Genomic DNA, 17,264 nt, shown 5'->3' on the forward strand with positions numbered 1-17,264 from the left:
CACGTTGGCGGCGTTCACGTCATCCAGGCTCACCGTGATGTTCGCGGTGGTGTCCAGCACGCTGGTGTCGTCGGTGGCGCGGGCCGGGTTGCCCGCCGCGTCGGTGACGCTGGCCTCGACGGTCAGGGTGCCATCGGCCAACCCGCTCAGGTCTGCGGTGGTGCGGTAGTTGCCATCGGCATCGGTGACGGCGGTGACGGTCACCTTGTCGCCGTTGGCATCGCTGATCACCAGGGTCACGGTGCGGTTGGCACCGACATCGGAGCTGCCGCTGATGGGGGCGTCGGCCACGTTGGCGGCGTTCACGTCATCCAGGCTCACCGTGATGTTCGCGGTGGTGTCCAGCACGCTGGTGTCGTCGGTGGCGCGGGCCGGGTTGCCCGCCGCGTCGGTGACGCTGGCCTCGACGGTCAGGTTGCCATCGGCCAGCCCGCTCAGGTCTGCGGTGGTGCGGTAGTTGCCCTCGGCATCGGTGACGGCGGTGACGGTCACCTTGTCGCCGTTGGCATCGCTGATCACCAGGGTCACGGTACGGCCCGGGCCGACATCGGAGGTGCCTGTGATGGGAGCATTGGCAACATTGCTGCCGTTCACGTCATCCAGTGTCACAGTAATGCCGGCAATGGTGTCCACGCTGCCATTGTCGGTGGCGCTGCCGGTATTGCCGGCAGGATCGGTCACGCTGGCGGTTACCTCATAGCCGCCATCGGGCAAAGGTGTCGTCACATCCACACTGAAGTTGCCATCCGGCTGCACCGTGGCCGTCAGGCTCTGCTGGTTGCCATTGGCGTCGGTCACCACCAGGGTCACAGTGCTGCCAGGCGCGGCATTGGTGCTGCCCGTGATGGTCGGGGTGCTGTCGTTGCCGTTGTCCGGGGCAGATATCGAGATAAGGGGGGCGGTCACATCCGGCAGTGACTCATCATCGCGGCCATCGAGGGGCACTCGCCGCTCGGTTGTGGTCACGGGCTCCGTCGTATCAAAGCCGCCCTTGGCCAGGGTCGCGTCCCCGCTGCGATCGACGACGATGAAACCGCCGTTGCCGCTACCACCCGCCACGCCGCCCCCTGCCGCGGGGGCACCACCGGCTGCCGACGCTTCGAATGCCTGGGTCGGGTCGATGCCATCGAGGATGGCCCTTTGCAGCGCCGCAATATCGTCTTGCCCCCCGCTTGCCGGGTCGTTCAGGGTCAGGAGTGCATTCTGCTCATCAGGGGCCATCTCCGCCATGGGGATCGGGATCTGCCGTCCATCTGCGGCCACCATGGCGCCGGTGGGCGAAATCAAGCGAGCCCCCTTGGCCACCACGTCCCCCTCGGCCAGCTGCCGCAGGCTGCCATCCTCCCCGACCAGGTAAACCGGGTTGGTCAGACGGGTCACGACTATGTCCTGTTCCAGGGTGACGATATTGGCGCTCATGTATTCTCCTGATGAGTGATCCCTGCGATGGGCGTGCAATTTTCCACCGTCCAATCTATTCGAATGAGTCACCAGTAACCAGTGAGAAATTTAGAAAGAATGGCGACTTTCCTGACAGTTTTTCACGAGGAAACAGAAGGGTTGGCACTTACTGTACTTGTTGATAAATAACTATTTATTTCAATCGTTTGATATTGGCTGGCGCCATGATGAGGCACCAGCCAGAATCAGGCCCCCACCCAGAGCAGGATGGCCAGCAGCTGTGGCGACACTATGCGCAGGAACATCACCAGGGGATAGACGGTGGCATAGGCGAGCGCGCTGGCGCCACTGCTTGGATGCATGGCATTGGCGAACGCCAGGGCGGGAGGGTCGGTCATGGAGCCGGCGAGCAGGCCGCACAGGGTCAGGTAGTTGAGCTTGCCATAATGGCGCGCCAGCACACCGACCACCAGCAGTGGGATCAGGGTCAGCGCCATCCCATACAGCACCCAGGTCGGTCCATCGCCATGGATCAGGGTATCGACGAAACCGGCCCCCGATTTGAATCCTACCACGGCCAGAAACAGGACTATTCCTATCTCCCGCAGGGCCAGGTTGGCGCTGGGCGGCATGAACCAGTACAGCTTGCCTATGCTGCCGACCCGGGCCAGGATGAGCGCCACCACCAGGGGGCCTCCCGCCAGACCCAGCTTGAGGGCCGCCGGAAACCCCGGCAGATAGAAGGGGATGGAACCGAGCAGGACGCCGAGCCCGATACCGATGAACACCGGCAGCATCTGCACCTGTTGCAGCTTCTGCTGCACGTTGCCCACCACGCTGGTGACCGCCTCGATGGCATCGAGCCGCCCCACCAGGTTGAGGATGTCCCCGAACTGCAGGCTGGTCTGGCTGGTCGGCACCAGCTCTATCCCGGCCCGGTTGAGTCGCGAGATCACCACGTCATATCGCTGTTTTATCTCCAGATCGCGGATCTTCTTGCCCAATACCTGCTCATTGGTCACCACCACCCGCTCGACTCTCAGCTCGGTACCCCGGGTCGAGAGAGAGGTGTCCACCTCCTCCCCCAGCACCAGCAGCACCTTGCGCAAGGCATGGCGCTCACCCACCAGGTGCAGCAGGTCGCCGGTTTCGATGCAGGTCTCCGGGCGCGGCACCATCAGCTCTTCGCCCCGCTTGAGGCGCGAGCAGATGACATCCGCCTCGTCGAGGCTGGGGATCTCCTTGAGCATGAGCCCGTGCATGTTCGGGTTGCGCACCGCGATGTTCATGGTCTGGAGCGTCTCGCGCACCGTGCCGGATTCTTGCTCGAATCGGGCCGCTTCCTCGTCGATCTTGATGCGAAAGAACAGGCGAACCAGCCACATGGTGAGCAAGATGCCGCAGATCCCGAACGGATAGGCGACCGCATAGCCCATCCCCATCAGCGCCGTCGAGCCAGGCTCTGCGCCCAGCTCCGCCAGGATCTGCTGCCCCGCCCCCAGGGAGGGGGTGTTGGTCACGGCGCCGGAGAAGACCCCCAGGATCACCGGCAGGGGCACATCAAACAGCTGGTGCAACACCAGGGCCACCACGCCCCCCAGCACCACCAGCAGGGCGGCGAAACCGTTGAGCTTGAGCCCTGTGCTGCGCAGGGAGGAGAAGAAGCCGGGGCCGACCTGGATGCCGATGGTATAGACAAACAGGATCAGCCCGAACTCCTGGATAAAGTGCAGGGTATGGTCGTCAAAACTCAGCTGGAACAGGCCGGCGAAGTGGCCGACCAGGATGCCGCCGAACAGCACTCCCCCTATCCCCAGCCCCACCCCCCGGACCTTCACATTGCCCAGCCAGAGTCCGAGCACCGCCACCAGCGACAACATGCTGATGGAAAGCGCGATTTCACTCATCTCAGCCATCCTTGTTTCGAATCAGACTGAGCCTAGCTTGTCAGCAAAGAGCATCGGCGACTGTGGGTCGGCGCACGATTCTGGCTTTATCCGGCGCCAGAATTACCAATTAAGGGATAGCGTTGAGGTCAAGAGAGCGCGGCCACATAGCCATAGATGGCACCAAAGTGGCAGGCACTGCCCCCCAGCACGAACAGATGCCAGATAGCATGGTTGTAGGGGATCCGCCTGTTGGCATAGAAGATGACACCCAGGCTGTAGATGAGACCGCCGAGCCCGAGCAGCGCCAGGCCGCCCGCTGCGAGACTGAGATAGAGCTGATAGACCACCAGCAGGGAGAGCCAGCCCAGCAGCAGATAGGTCACCAGAGACAAGCGTTTGAACCTGTGGATGAACACCAGCTTGAACAACACTCCCGCCAGGGCCAGGCCCCAGATCAGCGCCATCAGGCCCCTCGCCAGGGGCGTATCGAGCGCCACCAGCAGAAAAGGGGTATAGGTGCCGGCGATAAGCAGGTAGATGGCGCAGTGATCGAAGATCTTGCACCTGTGGCGCCAGGGCCCGTCTCCCATGCTGTGATAGAGGGTCGAGGCGAGAAACAGCAGGAGCAGGCTGCCGCCGTAGAGGCCGTAGCTGATCCTGGCCAGCAGGCCCTGATCCCATCCCTTGAGCAACAGGCAGATCCCGCCTACCACGGCGAGCCCCAGCCCCAGGCCATGGCTCCAGCGATTCGCCCACTCTTCACGGGGGGAATAGTCCATCGCACCCACTCTCGACACATGTGATTAGGGTGTTTACTCTAGCCAAGCCCATTTAAGAGTACAAGTGTTAGCTGAAAAAAGGGGGTGGCTGCCAGCGGCCCCCCTTTGGTGTATCCTCTGCCGCCAGCGACCCGCCCCTGGCATGGTCCTGCGTATTACCCCTGTTGATGCCGCCACTATCCCTGGCCCATGCACCCGGATGGCGTGGCCTGGCGGCCTGGTCTGGAGACCCGAATGAACTTGACCGAACTGTTTGCCAAGCCGGATCCGGCCTTCGCCGCCGCCGTCACCCGCCTGCTGGAGCGCTTTCACCGCACCGATGACAGCGAGGCCCCCTATCGGCGTGACCGCTTCTGCCAACAGCTCGACGACCCCTGCATGCCGGAGAATGGCATGGATCCCCAGGCCTACCTGACGCGGCTCGAGCAGCTGATCCCCGGTGTCTCCCACCTCGCCTCCCGCCACTACATGGGTCACATGACGGCCCCCCTGCCCGCCTTCACCGGCGAGCTGGCGCGGCTGCTGGTGATGCTCAACCAGAATCCGATGAAGATGGAGTCCTCCCGCCTGCTCAGCTTTCTCGAGCGGGAGGTGCTGGCCAAGCTGCATCGCCTCGTCTATCAGGCCCCTGATGACTTCTATCAAAGCCAGATGCATGCCAAGGATGCGGCGCTCGGGGTCATGACCAGCGGCGGCACCATCGCCAACGTCACCGCCCTCTGGCTGGCCCGCAACCATGCCGTGGGGGACAATCTGTTCCATCTGGTCGAGCAGGGTTACCGCGGCGCCGTCATCCTGGGATCGCGCCTGATGCACTACTCCTTCGACAAGGGCATGGATCTGCTGGGTCTGGGGGCCGCGAGCGTGCGCCGACTGGAGACGGATGCGGACAATCGCCTCAGTCTGCCCGCCCTGGAGGCGGCCATCGCCGAATGCCGGGCGCAGCGCATCAAGGTGATCGCCATCATAGGGGTGGCCGGCAGCACCGACTTTGGCTCGGTGGATCCCTTGCCCGAACTCGCCGCCATCGCCCGCCGGGAGGGCATCCATTTTCATGTGGACGCGGCCTGGGGTGGCCCGACCCTGTTCTCCCCCCGTTACCAGCCCCTGCTGGCCGGTATCGCCCAGGCCGACACCGTCACCCTGGATGGCCACAAGCAGTTGCTCATCCCCCTTGGCACCGGCATGCTGCTGTGCAAGCGCCCGGATCTGGTGATGGCGGTCAAGCGGGAGGCCCCCTACGCTATCCGCGCCAGCTCGTTCGATCAGGGTCGCTTCACCCTGGAGGGGACCCGACCCGCCAACGCCCTCTACCTGGATGCCGCCTTCCAGCTGCTCGGCGAGGCAGGCTACCGTACCCTCATCGAGGCCAACTATGACAAGGCCAGGCGCATGGCGGCACTGATCGATGCAGATCCCGCCTTCGAGCTGATGTCGGCCCCCGTGATGAACCTGCTCTCCTATCGCTGCCTGCCGCCCCACCTGCAGGGCCAGCCCCTGGACGAGGCAGCCAACGTCCAGATCAACGCCTTCAACGTGGCGTTGCAAAAAGCCCAGCGGGCCGAGGGACACAGCTTCGTCTCCCGCACCCAGCGCACCCTGCCTCCCTACGGCGATCAGCCCCTGGTGCTGCTGCGCGCCGTGCTGCTCAATCCCGCCATCGAGGAGTCGGACATACAGGCGCTGCTGGCGGATCAGATCCGGCTCGGCCGGACCATCGCCGCCGAGCTGTTTGCCGGGCACTGACGGAAACCCCCCCCTCGAAGAGGGACCTTGTTCATCTGCCGCGCTTTGCCGGGCAGCGAAGGGGGCGCTCATGCCCTCAGGATGGATCTTGTTCATCCGCCGCGCTTTGCCAGGCAGCGAAGGGGAGCTCACGCCCTCTGGATGGATCTTGTTCATCCGCCGCGCTTTGCCGGGCAGCGAAGGGGAACTCATGCCCTCAAGGCGGGTCTTATTCATTTGCCGTTGTTTGACGGGCGGGTACACTGGCTGAAATTTCGAGGTAGATGGATCAGCATGAAGCAATTTTTTGAGTTTATTCCCCTTATCGTTTTCTTTGCCGTCTACAAGATGGTGGACATCTATGCCGCGACCGGCGCCCTGGTGGTCGTCACCGGCCTGCAGCTGCTCTATGGCTGGCTGCGCTATCGCAAGGTGGAGAAGATGCAGCTGTTCACCTTCCTCCTGGTCGGCTTCTTCGGTGGCCTGACCGTCTTCTTCCATGATGACGCCTTCATCAAGTGGAAGGTGACCGTCATCAACGCCCTGTTTGCCCTGGCCCTGCTCGTCGCCCGCTACGGCTTTGGCAAGAACCTGATCAAGCAGATGCTCGGCAAGGAGCTGCAGGCCCCCGACGCCATCTGGGACAGGGTCAACCTGGCCTGGTCCGGCTTCTTTACCCTGTGCGGCCTGCTCAATCTCTATGTCGCCTTCACCCTTCCCCAGGAGGTGTGGGTCAATTTCAAGGTGTTCGGCCTGCTCGGCCTGACCCTGGTGTTCACCCTGCTGTCCGGCATCTATCTCTACCGCCATATGCCGGCGGAGCAGAAGGCCCAGCAGAAGAAATAACCGCAACCAGAAAAGGATGATTCCATGTGGTATCTGATCTACTCGGAAGATGTGCCCGAAAGCCTGCCCCTGCGCAAGCAGGCTCGCCCCGCCCACCTGGCGCGTCTGCAGGCGCTGCAAGATGAGGGCCGCCTGCTGACCGCCGGCCCCAACCCCGCCATCGATGCCGACGATCCGGCAGATGCAGGCTTTACCGGCTCCACCGTCATCGCCGAGTTCAACAGCCTGACCGAGGCCAGGGCCTGGGCAGATGCGGACCCTTATGTGGCTGCCGGTGTCTATGCCAAGGTCACCATCAAGCCGTTCAAGAGAGTCTTCTGAGCTCAAGGCGAGAAACAAATACAAAGGCCGGACCCATGTCCGGCCTTTTGCTGCCTGTGCCTCACCCCTTGCCGGGCCCTCAGGCTCGCGCCACGAACCAGGGATTGAGAATGTCGGCCTTGTTGTAGACGAGGGGGGTGCCATCGAGCCGGGTGACGCTGCCCCCCGCCCCTTCCAGCACTGCCTGAGCCGCCCCCGTGTCCCATTCGCAGGTCGGCGCCAGCCTGGGGTAGAGCTCGGCGTCTCCCTCGGCGATGACACAGAACTTGAGCGAACTGCCCATGGAGACCAGTTCAATCTCCCCCAGAGGGGCGAGAAAATCCAGGGTCTCCCGGGAGAGATGATTGCGACTGCCCACCACTCGCCAGGGCGTCCCTTCCCGATGGGGCCGGGTCCGGATCGCCGTCCGCTCACCCGCCGCAATGCGCCAGGCTCCCAACCCCTTGCCGCCGTACCACAGGCGGTCGAGCACGGGGGCATAGACCAGGCCCCAGACCGGCCGACCCTGTTCGATCAGCGCGATATTGACGGTGAACTCGCCATTGCGGGAGACAAACTCCTTGGTACCATCCAGAGGATCCACCAGCCAGTAACGCGGCCAGCCATGACGCGCCTGCAGCTCCGCATCGCCAGACTCTTCTGACAACACAGGGATCTCCGGGGTCAGACGAGCCAACTCTGTCACTATCACCTCATGGGCGGCCCGATCCGCCGCCGTCAAGGGACTCTCGTCGGCCTTGTACTCCACGGTAAAGGCCTGCTGGTAGACGGTCAGGATGGCATGGCCGGCGGCCCGGGCGATCGCCTCGAGCTCGGTTATCTGGGAGGGAGACATAAATAGCTTCCAAGTCAAAAAGATAGCTCAGTCTAACCGAACGGGGAGCCCGGGCTTATAGCCGTTTCTCATGAGTTATGCCCTGTCAAAAGTGTCAGCCGGACACTGTCAATTCTGACAAAGAGCAATCGCCGCCATTGAGCTAAATATCAATTCGGCGCAACCGCGTCGTCACTCAAGGAAGAGCATCCATGAACAGAACCTCGACGACTCTCGCCCTGCTGCTCGCCACCCTGCCGCTGCTCGGTCAGCCGGTCCTGGCGGCGAACAAGGTGGCCAATCCGCCGGTGGCCAGCACTCCGGCCAGCCAGTCAGGGAAGATCAACCTCAATACCGCCAGCCTGAGCGAGCTCACCAGCCTCCAGGGCATAGGCGACAAGAAGGCCCAGGCCATCATCGACTATCGGGAGAAACAGGGGAAATTCAGCTCTGTGGATCAGCTGGCCGATGTGAGCGGCATAGGCCCGGCCACCCTGGAGGCCAACCGGGATCAGCTCATCGTCAAGTAAGGGGGAGTTGGACTCAGAATGGGGCGGCCGGTGGCTGCCCCATTTTTCTTCGGGTATCATGACGGCACTTTGTCTCACCGGATATATCTCCATGAAGAAGACCCCGCTTGTTGTTCGCAAGGCCGTGCTGCCCGTAGCCGGTCTGGGTACCCGTATGCTGCCCGCCACCAAGGCCATCCCGAAAGAGATGCTGCCCGTGGTCGACAAGCCGCTGATCCAGTATGTGGTGCGCGAGGCCATCTCTGCCGGGATCAAGGAGATCATCCTGGTCACCCACTCCAGCAAGAACTCCATCGAAAACCACTTCGACAAGAGTTTCGAGCTGGAAGCGACCCTGGAGAAACGGGTCAAGCGCCAGCTGCTGGAAGAGGTGCAGCAGATCTGTCCCAAGGACGTCACCATCATGCATGTGCGCCAGGGGGAGGCGAAAGGTCTGGGCCATGCCGTGCTCTGCGCCCACCCGCTCATCGGTGACAACCCCTTCGCCGTACTGCTGCCGGACGTGCTGATCGACGAGGTGGCCAGCGATCTCAAGCGGGACAACCTGGCCGAGATGGTACACCTGTTCGAAGCGGATCAGATCAGCCAGATCATGGTCGAGGCAGTCCCCGAGAGCGAGGTCGACAAATACGGCATCGCCGACGTCAAGGGAGAGGCACTGACCGCCGGCATGTCCCTGCCGATGCAGGCCATCGTCGAGAAGCCTCCCCGGGACGAGGCCCCTTCCAACCTGGCGGTGGTCGGCCGTTACGTGCTGTCGGCCAACATCTGGCCCCTGCTGGAGAAGACCCCGGCCGGTGCCGGTGACGAGATCCAGCTGACCGATGCCATCGCCATGCTGATGGAGCGCGAGCAGGTCAATGCCTACTCCATGAAAGGCAGAAGCCACGACTGCGGCAGCAAGCTCGGTTATATGAAGGCCAACGTCGAATATGCCAGCCGCCATCGCGAGCTCGGCGATGAGTTCAAGCAGTGGCTGACCCAGTTCGTCAAACAGTTGTAAACGCTAAAAATTTAGCCATATTGCAAAATATTAAACGGGGCATCAAACGATGCCCCGCTTCCATTTCTGAAACAAAAATTCAGCTTTGAGCAAACAATTATGTCCCAAATCATGACCTTGTAATTCAATCACGCTTGTTTTATAAGGTTTAAGGCTTGTTCCGAGCCCTTGCATAAAATTCCTAAAAAAATAGAAGATACAGGTGGAAGTTCCATGAATAATCCGTCAAAAGGGACCTTTTTAGGTCACCCTAAAGGGCTCTTTTTGCTCTTTAGCACCGAACTGTGGGAGCGGTTCTCCTACTACGGCATGCGTGCCGTACTGGTGCTCTATCTCACCGACCTGACCGCCAACGGCGGCATGGGCTGGAGCCAGGCCGATGCCCTCAAGCTCTACGGCATCTACACCGGCCTGGTCTATATCACCCCCCTCATCGGCGGCTGGTTGGCCGATACCATACTCGGGCAACGTCGCGCCATCCTGATCGGTGCCATCTTGATGGCTGCGGGTCAATTCACCCTGGCCCTGCCCCATGCCATGTTCCCGGACATGGTCAACAGCGTCTTCTATGCCGGCCTCGCCCTGCTGATCGTGGGCAATGGCCTGTTCAAGCCGAACATCTCCACCATGGTGGGCGACCTCTATCAGGAAGGGGATCACCGCCGTGACGGTGCCTTCACCATCTTCTACATGGGCATCAACCTGGGTTCCCTGCTGGCCGGGGTGATCTGTGGCGCAGCCGCCACCGCCTATGGCTGGCAGGCCGCCTTCGTCGGCGCCGGCATCGGCATGCTGCTCTCCCTGGTGCTGCAGGCCACCATGGCCCAGAACTTCCTCGGCGACATTGGCCGGGTCCCCGCCGCCAAGCTCGCCGCCGCCAAGCGGGCCAAGAACCAGAAGGCCCCCCTCACCAAGCAGGAGGTGGATCGCATCAAGGTCATCCTGATCCTGGGCCTGTTCACCATCATCTTCTGGGCCGGCTTCGAGCAGGCCGGCGGCCTGATGAACCTCTACACCCAGGAGTACACCGACCGCATGATCGGCAGCTTCGAGGTGCCGACCGCCTGGTTCCAGTCCCTGAACCCCTTCTTCATCATCACCCTAGCACCCATAGTGGCGGCCATCTGGATCAAACTCGGCAAGAAAGAGCCGAACTCCCCCGTCAAGTTCGCCATGGGCCTGCTGTTCCTGGCCGTCGGCTTCCTGTTCATGATCGGCGCCGTGCTGGAGCAGGGTGGGGATCAGAGCGTCAAGACCTCCATGTTCTGGCTGGTCGGCGCCTATCTGTTCCATACCCTGGGTGAGCTCTGCCTCTCCCCCATCGGCCTCTCCATGGTCACCAAGCTGGCGCCGCTGCGCCTGGCTTCCCTGATGATGGGCGCCTGGTTCGGCTTCGTCGCCCTGGCCAACTATGCCGCCGGTTTCATCGGTTCCTTCGTCGGAGAATCCGGCGCCATCGCCATCTTCGGTGGCATCGCCGCCGCCGCCGTCATCAGCGCCCTGCTGCTGCTGACCATGGCCAACCGTCTGGTCTACTGGATGCACGGCGCCGAAGGCCCCGCCCAGGAGCCCGCCGAGCAGGCAGAGAAGCCGTTGCACTCCGCCACCGTCTGACAGTGATGCCTTGCCATCAAGAAAAGGGCGCCCCTTGGGGCGCCCTTTTCTTATATGGCCGAGTCCGCCCTCAGTGATGACGCACCTGCATATGCAGGGCGCTGCCGCTGTCGCTGCGGATCTGCAGCTCGAAGGGATCGTGCCAGCTGCGCTTGTGCAGCCGATAATGACCATCGCGCATCAGACCAAGGGGCAGACCGCCGCAGCGCATCAGCCAGTGGGGCGAAGTGATGCCGGCGTTGGCGAAGCTCAGGCCGTCAGTCTCGTCAAACAGCAGCGCCGCCATGGCGAAGGAGTGGCGCAGTCCCGACTCCATCAGCTGCCAGTTGAGATAGGCCAGCAGGCGATGGGGCTGGGCCAGCAGCTGGCTCTCTCTCTGCTGATACTGGCGATAGGGAACATTGAGCAAGGAGCGCACCAGGGCGCCGCAGAAGGCGGCATCCTCGGCCAGCACCGGCAGCTCCATCACCAGCACCAGCAGGCGGTTGTCCACTCTGAAGGTATCCGGGATGAAGAGGTTGCCCATCCCCTCAAATGTCACCTGCCAGGGGCCCCACTCCTGCAATACCGGGGTCGACAGGCTGTCGAGCAGCCGGGTCGCCGCCCAGTCATGGCGACGAAAATAGTGCAGGTGCTCTACCAGCTCCAGCTGCGAATTGGCGGCCTCCTGGGCCAGCAGACACTGATCTATGCTCCGGACCACCTGCGACCAGTCCCGGATGGGTTTGAGCAGAAAATCCCGGGCACCGGCGCGCAGGGCGCGGCCGACCACCTCCATCCTATCCTGACCCGAGATGACGATGATGGGGATCTGGGGGTAGCGCGCAGCCAGACAGGCGATCACCTCGTGACCGTCCAGGTTGGGCATGTTGAGATCGCACAGCACCAGATCCGGCTGATAGAGAGCCGCCCCCGAGAGCCCCTCGATACCGTCCTCGGCCTGGAACACACAAGCCCCTTCATTTTCTAGATAATTCACCAACATGTGGCGAAAGACGGTTTCATCTTCCACCACCAGGATCCTGAGTCCGGCTCTTAACATCTTGCAACTGCTCTTGTGGTTCATGCCGATTAGAGCCTAATCCTAGACCAGGGTCCGGTGCCGGGGGACGAGATACCCAGAAACCCGCCCATGATAATTAATCCACGGTCGTATGAGTCTCATTCGGCCAGCATGGACAGGAGCTGGGCCGCCCTCAATTGTGCCGAAGCCCACCATGGGGGATAATGCCTCCACTCACGCCAGCGAAGCAGACCATGACCCCAGCCGAATACAGCGCCCTTGCCCATCCCAGGTTGTCCCATCCGGCTCGCAGCCTCTACAGCCTGCAGCTGCGTCGCCTCGTCATGGAGCATCAGCCCCCTCGGCTCAGCTACCCCGAGCTGGGGCGTGCCCTGGCCGTGGTCGACCCCATGGATGCCAGCGGCTTCAGCTACCAGGTCAATGCCCGCCAGCTGACGGCCCTGTTTGACGAGTTGATCGAGGCGGGTCTGCTGCAGATAGAGAGCCAGGCCGAGAGTGAGCACTACCATCAGTGCAGCTTCAGCCTGCCCCTGCTGAGCCAGCGCAGCCGCAGCCCGCTGCCGGAAAGGCCATTCCAGATGCACCTGCACTGGCGACCGGATGAGGAACTGCCCGCCCTGGCCCGGCTGTGCGGCGTCATCGATGCCAGCTACAGCGAAGAGGATCTCGGCGAGTTCATCGCCTACTGGCTGGGGCGCCCCGAGGTGTTTGACTCCCAGCATCAATGGATGCTCAAGTTCATCCGGGCCCTCAAGACCCGCCGCTACGCCAGGCGTCAGCCCACCATGGTGGCAGGCTACCAGCAGATCAGCCCTGAGCCTGTCAGCACGGGCCCGAGCAAGCGCGCCCAGGAGATGATAGAGCAGGCGAAACGACTGGCCGGACAGCAGGAGAACGAAGATGATTGAGCCAGCCCATACCCGACCCCTGATAACCCCGGCCGCACCAGGAGCATAGCGAGATGACAGACAAACAGGATCCCCTGCGCCAGGAGCTGGCCGAAATCGAGGCCAAACGCCAGCGCATCGCCAAGTCGAAACAGGACAACCGCATCCATGATCCCGAACTGAGCCGTCACGTGGGCGGCCTGCTCGAGCGGATCCGCAAGCTGCAGGCCGAAACCGGCGGCGGTCAGTACGACTACGAGACCCTGCGCAAGGAGTACGACGCCAAGGCCAATGCCGAGGTGCGCCAGCTGCAGAAGGCGGCACGTCAGGAGCGGATCCAGAAGCTGATCGCCCAGGCCGACCTCAACCCGGACTGGGTATTCGAACGCATGGATGCCAGCGATCCCAGCCTGCAATACCCCATGGAGACGGCCCGCTACTTCATCAGCGGCTTCGAGCACTGGGAGAAGAGCGGTGGCGGCTGCATGCTGATCTATGGAGACTATGGCACCGGCAAGTCCACACTGGCCGGCGCCGTGGCCCATGAGCTGATCGAACAGCACCAGAAGTCGGTGATCTTCCAGCAGTGGGCCTCTGTGGTGGACAGGCTGTTTTTCAACGTCATTCAGGATCAGGAGGAGCGCAACCAGTATCGCCGCGCCCTGGAAGAGGTGGATCTGCTGATCCTCGACGAGGTCGCCGCCAACCGCGCCAAGATGGCGGAGAGCCAGTCCAGCTTCCTCGGCCACCTGCTGCGCCGGCGTCGCAACCTGTCGAAAAGCGTCATCATCATCACCAACCACAGCCCCCAGAGCCTGCATCAGGCCATCGGCGACTTCAGCTTCGAGGCGATCAAGGCGTTCAACCCGGTGGATATCCAGTTGAGCGGCCCGAGCCGTCGGCCCAACATAGGTCACTACAACGGCTGACGGGGTGGCCCGGCTCAATGCAACAAGGCGCCCGAGGGCGCCTTGTTGCATCTGGCGTGGCTCAGGACCCCGCTGGCGGCGCCCCGAGCTGGTGCTGCCGCCGCCCCAGCCAGAACCAGGCCAGGGTGCCGTAGAGGGCTGCCAGTCCCCATAGCTGCCACCAGAGTGGTGCCACCTGGGCAAAGTCGGCCCCCATCTGGTTGAGACGCAGGAAACCACCGATGGCCGGGGTGCTTGGCAGCCACTGGGCCAGCCAGTTGAGGGGGGCCGGGATCAGCTCGACGGGCCAGATGAACCCTGCCAGGAACACCAGCGGCAAGGAGGAGAGCAGCACTATCTGGCTCGGCAGATCCCGCCTGCGCAGCAGGGCCCCCAGCAATATGCCCAGCTGGGTGGTGGCGAGCACGAAGGGCAGGGTAAACAGCCAGAGCGCCCCCGGCGAGGCGGTGCGGGCTATCTGGTAGTGATCGAAGCTGAACCCGAAGAAATAGCTGATCGGCAACAGGAACAGGCCCCCCAGCACCAGGGTCCGTGCCAGCAGCAGCGCCGGTACGGGCGCCGTCTGCCAGTAACCCCGCTCTCCCCGTTCGCCGAGCTGGTTCTGGGTCGCCCCCTGCATGCCGGCCCCCATCAGCAACACCTGGTGGAGGATCAGCACGAACACGGCGGGCACCACATAGTGCACATAACCCATGGTCGGGTTGAATACCGGCACCACATTGAGCCCCACCGCGCTCCAGCCGCTGGCGGCCTGGGGCAGTGCCTCCCCCTCGACCAGCAGCCGCGCCACCTTCACCTGGGCGGCCAGGGTACCGCTCGCCTGGGCCAGCCCCTCGGCGATGGTGCCATAGACCAGGAAGTAGGAGGCATCGCCGCCATAGCTCAGGGTCACGCTCCGCCCCTGGCGCAGATCACGGTAGAAATGGCGAGGAATATGCAAAAGGCCGCTGGCCCGGCCATCGATGAGCCACTGGCGCGCCTCATCCAGGCTGCTCACCCTGGCCACCAGACGCACCTGGGGGGTGGCATCGGCCATGAACTCCAGCTGGCGGGAGAGCTGGCTGCCATCATCATTGACCACCACCACGGGCTCTTCCCGCGGCAACTGCTGCAAATAGGGCTGCGGGTAGAGGAAGGAGTAGAAAAGCACGCCGCCAAACAGAGTCAGCATGATGGCCCTGTCCGTCAGCAAGGAGCGCAACTCGAGGCGCACCAGATCCCAAAATCCCATCATGCGCTCGCCTCCTGGGCAGCCGAAGCAGATCCTCCATGGGAAGCCCCGGATCCTGCGTTGACATGGTTCGACACGGTCAGCATGGTCACTGCTCCTGCCCGCGCCCGTCGCTGGCCAGGGCCTCATGCCGATAACGATGGGCCACCCACCAGAACAGCGGCAGGAACAGCAGCAGGGGAGCGAGCTGCCCCCATGCCAGGGCCAGGGGCTGGCCGTAGTTGGCCTGCCCTATCTGCACCTCTATGTAGTGGGAGATGGGCAGCAGGCTGCGCCAGCCTTGGGCAAAACTGCCCATGGCGCTGGCCGGGAAGGTGACCCCCATGAAGGCAAACCCGGGGGCGGTCAGGGCCCCCGCGATGGAGATGGCCCGCGCCCCATCCCGCAACAGGGCATAAATACCGGCCCCGATGGCCAGGCAGGCGAGCGTGGTCAGCCCAAGCCCCAGAGTGAGGACGAGCCAGCTACCCTGCATGGGGTAACCCAGCACCACAAACAGCATCAGGCTCCAACCCAGGCCCCAGCCCCAGCCGATGATCCAATGTGGCGCCAGCTTGCGCCACATCCCGCGCCAGACCCCTTGTGCGGCCCAGCATTGGCCCAGCCTGTCAGCCCGCGCCAGGGCGCCCAGGCCGTAGAGCACCACCAATATCTGCCATACCGCGGGCAACAGGGCCCCCAGCAGGAACTGGGCATAACTGGAGTTGAGGTTGTAGAGCGCCGTGATCTGGTTGTTGATGGGCAACGCCTGACCGAGAGCCCCCGGCAGCGCCTGCCCCTCTGCCAGGGCCTGCAGCACGCCGACCTGGCCATTGAGGGTGCCGACCACCTGGGCCAGGGCCGAGTTGACCAGCTTGGCGATCAGGATGAACTGGCCGTTGTTGAACACCGTCACCTGGGGCTGGGTGCCCTCACGGGCATCCCGCTCCAGATGATGGGGGATCACTACCAGGGCGTAGATGTCACCGCCGCGCAGGGCTCTGGCCCCCTCGTCGATGGCGTCAAACTGCTGCGCTAGCTTGAGCCCGGCAGAGGCATCCAGCGAATAGGCGAGCTGGCGCGATAGCTGGCTCCTGTCCAGGTCCACCAGACCTATGCTGAGATCCCGCGCCAGGGCAGCCGAGAAGATCCAGCAGAGCATGCCCATCAGCAGCAGGGGCAGCCAGCTGACCAGGGCCCGGCCGAAGGGATCACGCCACAGTTGGCTGAGCTCCTCTCTCATCAGAGTTCGACCAGGACACTCATGCCGACCCGCAACCCTTCAACCGGTTGCAAGGGGCGCGCCTCCACCTGGAAGCTCTTCATGTCGAACCCCTGACGGGTATCGGTGGCGCGCCAGGTGGCAAAATCCCCCATCACGGCCACATGGGTCACCTTGAAGCGCACCGTCTGATCCCCCAGTCCCGGGATGCTGGCATCGAATTCGGCCCCCACCGCAAAGCGGGGCAGCAGATCTTCACGGACGTGGAACTGGGCCCAGGCATCCTCCATGTCGAGCAGGGTCACCACGGGGAACCCCTGGGGTGCCAGCTCGCCGCTGCGCAGCAGCACCTGGGCCACCTCGCCGTCATGGGGGCTGGTGATGCGGGTATCGGCCAGATAGGCCTCCACCTCTGCCACCGAGCCCGCCGCCATCTTGGCCTTCTCCCGGGCGGCGACCTTGGTCTCCTCCCGCGCCCCTTCCAGCGCCAGCTGATATTGCTGCCAGGCCATGCCTTCGCTGTACTTGGCTGCCTGCCAGGCGGTCCAGGCCTCATCACGCTTTTGCAGCGCCACGACACCGTCCCTGTGCAGGTTGGCGACCCGCTGATAGGTGGTGCCCCGCAACGTGGCGGCGACCTTGGCCTGCTGCCACTGATCCTTGGCGGCGGCGATCTGCTGGGCCCGGGCCCCCTTCTCGGCCTCCTCGGCCAGGGCACCTGCGGCCGCCTCACCGGCCTTGGCCTGACTCAGCTTGGCCTCGATCTCGGGGCTCGCCAGGGTAAACGCCAGCTGTCCCTTGGTCAGCACATCTCCCTTCTTTACCAGCACCTGGTCGATGCGGCCGGCCACCTTGGAGGAGACGGAATACTGCTGCGCCTCTATCTGTCCCTGCAACCGCACCGGCTCAGGTTGATAGGCGAGCCAGAAACGCCAGCCCAGCCAGGCGACCAGCAACACCAGGAGCAGGGGAAGCAGCAGCGGCCGACCTTGGCGCATCTGCTGGCGTAGGGGGGAGTGACTCATGCGGATTCCTCGAAGGCTGGGCCTGTGGGGCCGATACAGATGTGA

Annotated in this window: 16 protein-coding genes; 8 read left to right on the top strand and 8 right to left on the bottom strand. The window is 63.3% G+C overall.

Annotated elements, in window-relative coordinates:
- The 3 genes from ACEUCR_RS19540 to trhA form a co-directional block, all read right to left on the bottom strand.
- A partial coding sequence (locus ACEUCR_RS19540; RefSeq protein WP_408791951.1) for a retention module-containing protein occupies nucleotides 1-1,419 on the bottom strand: 1,419 nt, incomplete at its 3' end.
- A gap of 227 nt (nucleotides 1,420-1,646) precedes the next feature.
- The gene (locus ACEUCR_RS19545; RefSeq protein WP_408791953.1) at nucleotides 1,647-3,308 is read right to left on the bottom strand and encodes a putative transporter; all 1,662 of its coding nucleotides are present in this window, start codon (nucleotides 3,306-3,308) and stop codon (nucleotides 1,647-1,649) included.
- Between the two features lie 128 nt (nucleotides 3,309-3,436).
- Entirely contained in the window at nucleotides 3,437-4,069 is a 633-nt protein-coding gene (gene trhA, locus ACEUCR_RS19550; RefSeq protein WP_408748692.1) for a PAQR family membrane homeostasis protein TrhA, read from the bottom strand.
- A 234-nt stretch (nucleotides 4,070-4,303) separates the two neighbouring features.
- Here trhA and ACEUCR_RS19555 point away from each other — a divergent pair, with 234 nt between their 5' ends.
- The 3 genes from ACEUCR_RS19555 to ACEUCR_RS19565 all read left to right on the top strand — a co-directional run bounded on the left by ACEUCR_RS19555 (nucleotide 4,304) and on the right by ACEUCR_RS19565 (nucleotide 6,961).
- On the top strand, nucleotides 4,304-5,815 hold the full coding sequence (locus ACEUCR_RS19555) for an aminotransferase class V-fold PLP-dependent enzyme (protein WP_041996720.1): 1,512 nt from the start codon (nucleotides 4,304-4,306) through the stop codon (nucleotides 5,813-5,815).
- Between the two features lie 273 nt (nucleotides 5,816-6,088).
- Nucleotides 6,089-6,640, top strand: a complete 552-nt coding sequence (locus ACEUCR_RS19560; protein ID WP_408748694.1) for a septation protein A — start codon at nucleotides 6,089-6,091, stop codon at nucleotides 6,638-6,640.
- A gap of 24 nt (nucleotides 6,641-6,664) precedes the next feature.
- Complete coding sequence (locus ACEUCR_RS19565; protein ID WP_392441610.1) at nucleotides 6,665-6,961, top strand: YciI family protein; 297 nt, start codon at nucleotides 6,665-6,667, stop codon at nucleotides 6,959-6,961.
- A 79-nt stretch (nucleotides 6,962-7,040) separates the two neighbouring features.
- Here ACEUCR_RS19565 and cysQ read toward each other — a convergent pair whose 3' ends face one another.
- Nucleotides 7,041-7,796, bottom strand: a complete 756-nt coding sequence (gene cysQ, locus ACEUCR_RS19570) for a 3'(2'),5'-bisphosphate nucleotidase CysQ (RefSeq protein WP_408791955.1) — start codon at nucleotides 7,794-7,796, stop codon at nucleotides 7,041-7,043.
- A 191-nt stretch (nucleotides 7,797-7,987) separates the two neighbouring features.
- Here cysQ and ACEUCR_RS19575 point away from each other — a divergent pair, with 191 nt between their 5' ends.
- The 3 genes from ACEUCR_RS19575 to ACEUCR_RS19585 all read left to right on the top strand — a co-directional run bounded on the left by ACEUCR_RS19575 (nucleotide 7,988) and on the right by ACEUCR_RS19585 (nucleotide 10,922).
- On the top strand, nucleotides 7,988-8,305 hold the full coding sequence (locus ACEUCR_RS19575; RefSeq protein ID WP_111873486.1) for a ComEA family DNA-binding protein: 318 nt from the start codon (nucleotides 7,988-7,990) through the stop codon (nucleotides 8,303-8,305).
- Nucleotides 8,306-8,396: 91 nt separating this feature from the next.
- Nucleotides 8,397-9,308 (top strand): UTP--glucose-1-phosphate uridylyltransferase GalU, encoded by a 912-nt coding sequence (gene galU, locus ACEUCR_RS19580; RefSeq protein WP_408791956.1) that lies wholly within the window; start codon nucleotides 8,397-8,399, stop codon nucleotides 9,306-9,308.
- 213 nt (nucleotides 9,309-9,521) lie between these two features.
- On the top strand, nucleotides 9,522-10,922 hold the full coding sequence (locus tag ACEUCR_RS19585; RefSeq protein WP_408761159.1) for a peptide MFS transporter: 1,401 nt from the start codon (nucleotides 9,522-9,524) through the stop codon (nucleotides 10,920-10,922).
- 70 nt (nucleotides 10,923-10,992) lie between these two features.
- Here ACEUCR_RS19585 and ACEUCR_RS19590 read toward each other — a convergent pair whose 3' ends face one another.
- Complete coding sequence (locus tag ACEUCR_RS19590) at nucleotides 10,993-11,964, bottom strand: response regulator (protein ID WP_041996729.1); 972 nt, start codon at nucleotides 11,962-11,964, stop codon at nucleotides 10,993-10,995.
- 215 nt (nucleotides 11,965-12,179) lie between these two features.
- Between ACEUCR_RS19590 and ACEUCR_RS19595 the strand changes: the two genes are divergently transcribed.
- Both ACEUCR_RS19595 and ACEUCR_RS19600 read left to right on the top strand, forming a co-directional pair.
- Nucleotides 12,180-12,854, top strand: a complete 675-nt coding sequence (locus tag ACEUCR_RS19595; RefSeq protein ID WP_408791958.1) for a DnaT-like ssDNA-binding domain-containing protein — start codon at nucleotides 12,180-12,182, stop codon at nucleotides 12,852-12,854.
- Between the two features lie 53 nt (nucleotides 12,855-12,907).
- Entirely contained in the window at nucleotides 12,908-13,762 is an 855-nt protein-coding gene (locus ACEUCR_RS19600; RefSeq protein WP_041996698.1) for a DnaA ATPase domain-containing protein, read from the top strand.
- A 61-nt stretch (nucleotides 13,763-13,823) separates the two neighbouring features.
- Here ACEUCR_RS19600 and ACEUCR_RS19605 read toward each other — a convergent pair whose 3' ends face one another.
- The 3 genes from ACEUCR_RS19605 to ACEUCR_RS19615 form a co-directional block, all read right to left on the bottom strand.
- Complete coding sequence (locus ACEUCR_RS19605; protein ID WP_408791960.1) at nucleotides 13,824-14,996, bottom strand: ABC transporter permease; 1,173 nt, start codon at nucleotides 14,994-14,996, stop codon at nucleotides 13,824-13,826.
- Nucleotides 14,997-15,081: 85 nt separating this feature from the next.
- Entirely contained in the window at nucleotides 15,082-16,215 is a 1,134-nt protein-coding gene (locus ACEUCR_RS19610; protein ID WP_408791962.1) for an ABC transporter permease, read from the bottom strand.
- Nucleotides 16,215-17,192, bottom strand: a complete 978-nt coding sequence (locus ACEUCR_RS19615) for an HlyD family secretion protein (RefSeq protein ID WP_041996726.1) — start codon at nucleotides 17,190-17,192, stop codon at nucleotides 16,215-16,217. Before ACEUCR_RS19615 ends, ACEUCR_RS19610 begins: the two co-directional genes overlap by 1 nt.
- Between the last annotated feature and the right edge of the window lie 72 nt (nucleotides 17,193-17,264).

Source organism: Aeromonas bivalvium (genome assembly GCF_046078285.1).
In the GTDB taxonomy this organism is placed as follows: Bacteria; Pseudomonadota; Gammaproteobacteria; order Enterobacterales; family Aeromonadaceae; genus Aeromonas; species Aeromonas bivalvium.